The following is a 6,246-nucleotide window of genomic DNA, read 5'->3' as shown; positions in this document are numbered from 1 at the left end:
CGACCTGCACGACCACCTGGGTGGAGATCCGGCAACCTTGATCTGGGATGGACTGTCCGCCCACCGTTCGAAAGACATGAAAGCCTGGCTGGCCACCCAACGACACTGGCTGCGCGTCGAGCGGCTGCCCGCCTACGCACCCGAGCTCAACCCAGTCGAACAAGTCTGGGGCAACATCAAAACAACCGAGCTGGCCAACCTCTGCCCCGAGCACATCGACGAAGCACATACCGCCGCGGGCACCGGCCTGGACCGCATAGGCAACAGCTACCAACTGTGCTTCTCCTTTCTCGACCACACCGGACTCCGCCTATGAACCAAGATCACCCAAATACCAAAAGATCATTAGGGGCTCAGCCTCCAGCGCGTCGAAGGTCGGCAACTCGGGTGGCTACGGTCCGACCGCGGGGCAGTGGCTGGGCGTGGTGACCTTCGCCGTTCCGACCACGGTGGGCGATCTGCCTTGCCAGATGTTGCTGGCCGATGACCAGTTCAGTCTCCGCTGACCAGGTGAGACCAACCCCGTAGTGCTTCAAAACTACTTCACCATTGCTGACCTGATGCTATGCGAATGATCAGTAGTTCGGCATGATCAGCTCTCGTGCTCGTACGGATGATCTACCTGCTGGCCACACGGATCTTCGGATGGCTCGCTCTGCTGTGCCGGCCTACCGCAGCCAAAAACGCCGAGATACTCATCCTGCGCCACGAGGTCGCCGTGCTGCGCCGACAGGTGCCCGCCCCGAAACCCAGCTGGCCGGACCGAGCGCTGCTAGCCGCACTCGCGCGGCTCCTACCCCGTGCCCTCCACGGCCTCCGGATCGTCACCCCACGCACGCTGCTCGCCTGGCACCAGCGCCTGGTAAACAAGAAGTGGACCCAACCGCCCTCCCCAGGACGCCCGCCGGTCTCCGAAGAGGTCCGCAGCCTGATCATCCGGCTCGGCACAGAGAATCCACGGTGGGGCTTCCGTCGCGTACACGGCGAGCTTCGCCGCCTCGGCCACACGATCAGCAGTGCGACCGTCCGCCGTATCCTGCGAGCCGCCGGGCTCAACCCCGCTCGACGCCGGCAGACGGCGAGCAAAGAGTGGGCCGCGTTCATCAAAGCTCAGACCAGCGGTCTGCTCGCCACCGACTTCTTTCATATCGACACTGTCGGGCTGCACCGGCTGTACGCACTGTTCGTCATGGAGGTGCGCACCCGCACCGTCCACATCCTCGGCGTCACCGCCCATCCCACCGCCGCCTGGGCCACCCAGCAAGCACGACAGCTCCTCTGGCAGCTCGGCAGCCCCGCCGCGCACTTCACCCACCTCATCCGCGACCGCGACGCGAAGTTCACCGCCACATTCGACGCCGTCTTCGCCAGCGAAAACATCACCGTGACCAAAATCCCTCCATGGAGCCCCAACTGCAACCCGCATGCCGAGCGGTTCATTCGCTCCGTACGCGAGGAGTGCATCAACCGAGTGCTGATCTTCGACAGAGGCCACGCGGACAAAATACTCCGCGACTACGCCCGTCACTTCAACGGCCACCGGCCCCACCAGAGCCGAAACCAGCTCGCGCCCCTCGACGACACGAACGTCAAACCATCGCCGACGGCTCGGATCGAACGTCGAGAGGCTGTAACAGGCCTTATCAACGAATACCACCGAGCAGCCTGACAGTCCGGCGAAACCCCAGACCACAGGCCGTGAAACCATTTTGAAGCCGTACGGGCCCTGCCACGTAAGGACAAGACGCGCGTTCCACCGTCATCAATCAGACGGCAGCTCGCAATTGTGGTCTGGCCACAGCAGTGCAGCCTAGCGCTGTAACCTAGTTCCAGAAAATATGAGGGCTGCTTCGGTCCTCTTGCGCGAGGGTCCGTGCACCGAGGTCGCGACGAGCACCAGCAGAAAAGTAAGGAAAATGCGCAGACCAGAGGTCTGAATAGAAGTGACGGAAGATGAAATCAGCGAATCTTCCTACATGCATTGGCGCAGAGCAGGCAATTCGACAGTTCGCAGAGTTGATAGTCAGGTGCGACGCAGGATGCCCTGGGCCAGCCGACTGAGGATCGTAATCGAAACGCACCGCCGAGTGAAGAACTATTCCTGTCGGGTCAGTCTCCACGTGCAGATCAACCAATTCTAAGACGGGGTCCCGGCGAAGCATTTCTGTGTCTAGCCGGTAGGGGCATGGAATGTAAGCAAGTCGGTGCCCTACTATTTCACTCCCCTCAATATCGTAGGTTATTTGCAGGAGCGCCCCATCGAGCAAAATAGCAGAATAGGAGCCAGATTCTACCCATGCTCGATAATCTTGCAGGCCAGGATCGCCTCGATTTACCAAGAAGGCCGCATTTGGATTATGAGAGTGCCACGAGACCCTGGATCCCGATACTGACACGACGTTAATATAGGCGGCCATCTCCGCTTGGAGGAGATAGTCCAGCAGGTTGTTGATTTCATCCCTGACAGCCCTAGTCGTCGCCACGTGGAAACTCTTCCCGCATCTTCGTGACCAAACGTGTCCTAAGGCCAGGAGGGAGGTCGTACAGGTCGATTTCCTGTCGCTCGTACGCCTCTATAAAAGCCTGGAGTCCTTCAGTAGCCTTCTTGACCGACGCCCGGTTGTCTTCGGAACGATCCCGGTTGATGTGCCGCATCTCCGCCAACTCGGCAAGCGTTGGGATAGTAAAGTCCAGTTTGAATCCCTTTTGGCGCACGGTATCGACTTCGCTTGCGATCAGGTCCATTCTTTCGCCCCAGCCGACGATCCGAACCCAAGCTCTGCTGCGCGTAATGGCCGTGAAGAGCGTATTTCGTCGAGTTACGGCATTATATTCGCTGGCTGCATGTTGCGAATCGACCACGTACACCATTGGCGCTTCATTTCCTTTGGCCCGAAAAATGTGAGCCAAAGCGACAGATTCTCGCATGAAAATCTCGTCGACGCTTGTACTTACTCCAACGAGGTGCGAGTTTACATTGTGCTCTGCGAGGGTCCGCATGAGTCGGGGCGCACGGGACTTAGCACGGTACACGTCAGGCAGCACGATCAGAATGTCGTCGTGCTCAAGCTCATCCTCGATGAGGTTCTTCTTGATCTCTTGCGCAACCCAGAGGTCTTGAGCATCTTGGCTTTCAAATTTCTGCATTACAACTGCATCATCAACCGAGATGAGCTCTGGAAAGTAGGTCGGATAGCTCGTCTCTGACCGCTCTAGCGTGACCGGTGCCCCCAAGTCAAGTCGACCATGGACAGTGTTATACCCAATATCGGCCCAAAGTGCTGGATCATCGAAGTGTTGCAGGAGACCACCGTCTCTGTAGACACCAATCCCCAGGGCGTGTGCAGTCGCCAGAGCCCAGGGAGTATTTCGATAACAAACCGGGAGGACAATGTCCCTTTGGGGCTCCTTAGCGCGCGTAACCAGACTAACTAGGCTTTCTCCCGAAGGCCCTGTACCAAATAGTTCGTCGGTCTCCGGCATCGCAGACTCGGAAAGTTTCTGAAGCTCGTCGTAGCCCCAGACGATACGTTTGGGCTCCTTAGTGAGCCGGTAGACAAGCTGGAAAAACTCGGGCGGGAGGTCCTGTGCCTCATCGATCAGCACTGCGTCGAAGATTGGTTCGGGATTGATTTGGCGAACGATACCAAGGAGTTCTTGACATACTCCTTGAAATGCGTCGTCCATCCCGTAAGTGGCGCGCGCATAATTCCAATCCCGCGGCGTCGTTCCTACAGCTCGAGCCATCTCACTGTAAAGGCCAGCCCGTGCATTCGATCCCCACGAATGCATGATCTGCAAAGTGTCGTAGTCCGGCCTGTCGTTGCTATACTCGAAAGTAAAGCGCTCGACCAGATCAGTAATCTGCTGGTACAGGGCCCGAGAATGAAAGGTCATGGCAATGCGCCACTCGGGATGCTGAGTGTGAAGGTATGCCGCCTTGAGAGCAAGCACCACCGTCTTTCCCGAGCCCGCAAGGCCACGGATCCTCTGAGGGCCTTGCGGTGTCTCGATCGCTGCAGCCTTCTGCCATTGGTCAAGGTTGGCAATTCCGCGCTCAATGATCTTTAGCGCAGCTCCACGCGAAGAAGCATCTTGGACCGAGGAGCGTTTCTTAATTGGCTTGATTGTCGTAACACGCTGAAGTGCAGCTTGCAGTGCCCGTTCGATCGAATCTTCAATTCCAGGCAACTCGGCTATTTTTGATGCCACTTGCTGAAAATCGCAGTACTCTCCCTGCGCCCCGGGAGGCAGACTCTCTACAGGGCCTGGAAAAACTGTCATGGTCTCGATATCAACTGCCAGTTTACGACGAGAGCGGAGCTGATCGTGTTTTCCTAGGGTACTCTCCAGGACGTTGTACAGACGGTCCTGCTTGGCAATCACTTCATCCCACTCTTCCTCACTGTGGGGTACAGAATCCGCCAGCAGGAAGGCAACCAGACCCTTAGTCCGGCTGACCAAGAGAGCATCCACCTCGACGCGCTGATCAGCGGTGGCAAGTACGGGATAACCGAGGTAGACCGTTCCCTCGTCGACTACGCCCCCCAACACATCAGCCAGGTGCGAAGCTGTGCTTCGGTTCCGACTTTCCCCGTACACAACTTGCAAAGGCATCGTGACACATCTTCCTGTTGGAGGTGGAGTCCGTCCCAGTCGGTCCGGCCATCCAGGTAGGGGCGACTTCGTTCATACTAGTGAGCCGAGGCGGCCTGAGAGAAGATCGCTGACCATGTGCCATGGCAAACTTGGACCCGTGGGCGGGCCGCCTCTGAAGAAATTCAGCAGCCTGAGGTGCTCGCCCAGCCCACTGCTGTTCCCGCGGGAGCTGTCCAAGTCCGCCAAACCCTGCGCCTACGTGGGCGACGCAATCAGCGTGAGAACCGCCAACGCGCGGATCGCGCGGTTCGCCGCCTGGGCGAATACCCTCGCCGTCGCCCACGAACGCGACCACGAAGTGATCCCCGCCGACCCAGACGGCGCGGTCACCCTGCGGCGATTGCGGCGCACCGTCGCCTGGTTCATCAACCGACAGCCCGGCGGGCGAATCGCGCTCGTTGTCCAATATGGACACTTGCGAGCCTCGCTGGCGGAGTCCTACGGCGGCCGCTCCCGGGTAGACATGCTGCAGATCCTCGACCTCGAGCAGGCACTGGCCACCGCCGACACCCTCGCTGCGGCCGCCGAGCGGCTCGATCACGGGGAGGGCGTCAGCGGCCCAGCCGCCACCCGCTACATCGCCGCCACCCAGGAATTTCAGGCTGCCTACACAGGCGGCTTCGCCTCCAAACGCCAATACAAGGCGCTGCTAGACAACCCCCGCCTGCAGGTCTTCGACCACCCGAAGGCTCTGTTGACCTGCAATCACGACCCGCTCAAGGCACTCTGCGATCCCAACCGGGGCAAGCCCGGGACTCAACCACAGCGCACTCCGAGCCAGGACCGATGCCATAGTGCCTGCGCGAACATCTCCCGCACCGACACCCACATCGAGCGTATTCAGGTCGAGGTCGACCGGATCGACGTCGAGATCACCGACGGGCTGGTTCCGCTGCCGATTCACCAACGCCTGCGGCAGCGCCAGGCCACGCTGAACGAGATCATCACCCGCCACCAGGCCACCCGCATCCTCCCGAACTCGTCGGAGAACACCCAGTGACCGAGCAACCGCAGGCAGAACATCGGCCGGCAGCCGAGATCGCCACCGCAATCCGTGACGCGCTGACCCAAGCCGCCGAGGCCACCGCCACCAGCCGGACCGAGGACGCCACCGAGGTCCGGGCAATCACCGAAGCCATGGTCCGCCTGCTCATCGGCGTCCCGCTGCGTTCCAACGGACAACTCACCATCAAGTCGCTCGCTGAGGAAGCCGGACTGCGCCGCAACAAGCTGACTCACAAGCACACCGGGCTGAAAGACCTGTTCTACGCGCTCGTCCGTTCCCAGGACCACCGCCCCAAGATCGCCGATCAACTGCAGGCCGACAACGACCGGCTCCGCCAGAAACTCGCCGACCTCCGCACCGTCCACACGCGGCTCAGCGACCAACTGGGGCGGTACGCCCGCATCATCCACGTCCTCGAGGTTGAAAACGCCCAACTCCGCGAGCAGAGCCGACCAGAAGCTACTATCCGCGTGCTCGGGCGGTGAACCAAGCGACAGTGCCAGCAATGGTGCACGCGGCTTCTGGTGCACTCAACCTCTGGCACAACGTTCTTGATGCGGTCCTTCTAACCTCCGCGAGCC

The 6,246-nt window shown here is 60.0% G+C and carries 6 protein-coding genes; 4 read left to right on the top strand and 2 right to left on the bottom strand.

Features of this window, described 5'->3' with window-relative positions; genetic code table 11:
- Both BLW84_RS37745 and BLW84_RS37740 read left to right on the top strand, forming a co-directional pair.
- Positions 1-316: transposase (locus BLW84_RS37745; RefSeq protein WP_093275812.1), on the top strand; the 316-nt coding region annotated here is incomplete at its 5' end.
- Positions 317-613: 297 nt separating this feature from the next.
- Positions 614-1,669, top strand: coding sequence for an integrase core domain-containing protein (locus tag BLW84_RS37740; protein WP_177226912.1), 1,056 nt, complete (start codon positions 614-616; stop codon positions 1,667-1,669).
- Between the two features lie 154 nt (positions 1,670-1,823).
- Here BLW84_RS37740 and BLW84_RS50530 read toward each other — a convergent pair whose 3' ends face one another.
- Together BLW84_RS50530 and BLW84_RS37730 are read right to left on the bottom strand one after the other, a co-directional pair.
- Positions 1,824-2,417: a DUF2290 domain-containing protein gene (locus BLW84_RS50530; RefSeq protein ID WP_425441812.1), complete on the bottom strand. Its 594-nt coding sequence runs from the start codon at positions 2,415-2,417 to the stop codon at positions 1,824-1,826.
- Between the two features lie 52 nt (positions 2,418-2,469).
- Positions 2,470-4,476, bottom strand: a complete 2,007-nt coding sequence (locus BLW84_RS37730) for a DEAD/DEAH box helicase (protein WP_218157627.1) — start codon at positions 4,474-4,476, stop codon at positions 2,470-2,472.
- A gap of 382 nt (positions 4,477-4,858) precedes the next feature.
- Here BLW84_RS37730 and BLW84_RS37725 point away from each other — a divergent pair, with 382 nt between their 5' ends.
- Both BLW84_RS37725 and BLW84_RS37720 read left to right on the top strand, forming a co-directional pair.
- The gene (locus BLW84_RS37725) at positions 4,859-5,659 is read left to right on the top strand and encodes a hypothetical protein (protein ID WP_093275804.1); all 801 of its coding nucleotides are present in this window, start codon (positions 4,859-4,861) and stop codon (positions 5,657-5,659) included.
- Positions 5,656-6,150 carry a hypothetical protein gene (locus tag BLW84_RS37720; RefSeq protein ID WP_218157626.1) on the top strand — a complete coding sequence of 165 codons (495 nt, stop codon included), beginning with the start codon at positions 5,656-5,658 and terminating at the stop codon, positions 6,148-6,150. Before BLW84_RS37725 ends, BLW84_RS37720 begins: the two co-directional genes overlap by 4 nt.
- Positions 6,151-6,246 lie beyond the last annotated feature (96 nt).

Origin of the sequence: Saccharopolyspora shandongensis (genome assembly GCF_900106995.1) — a bacterium.
Classification (GTDB): Bacteria; Actinomycetota; Actinomycetes; order Mycobacteriales; family Pseudonocardiaceae; genus Saccharopolyspora; species Saccharopolyspora shandongensis.
The sequence above is the reverse complement of the archived record's forward strand: the minus strand, read 5'-3'. Positions and strand labels throughout refer to the sequence as shown.

Bases quoted from the DNA above. Each gene is read 5' to 3' on its own strand.
- BLW84_RS37740 (WP_177226912.1), top strand. From the start codon at position 614: ATGATCTACCTGCTGGCCACACGGATCTTCGGATGGCTCGCTCTGCTG.
- BLW84_RS50530 (WP_425441812.1), bottom strand. From the start codon at position 2,417: ATGGCCGCCTATATTAACGTCGTGTCAGTATCGGGATCCAGGGTCTCG.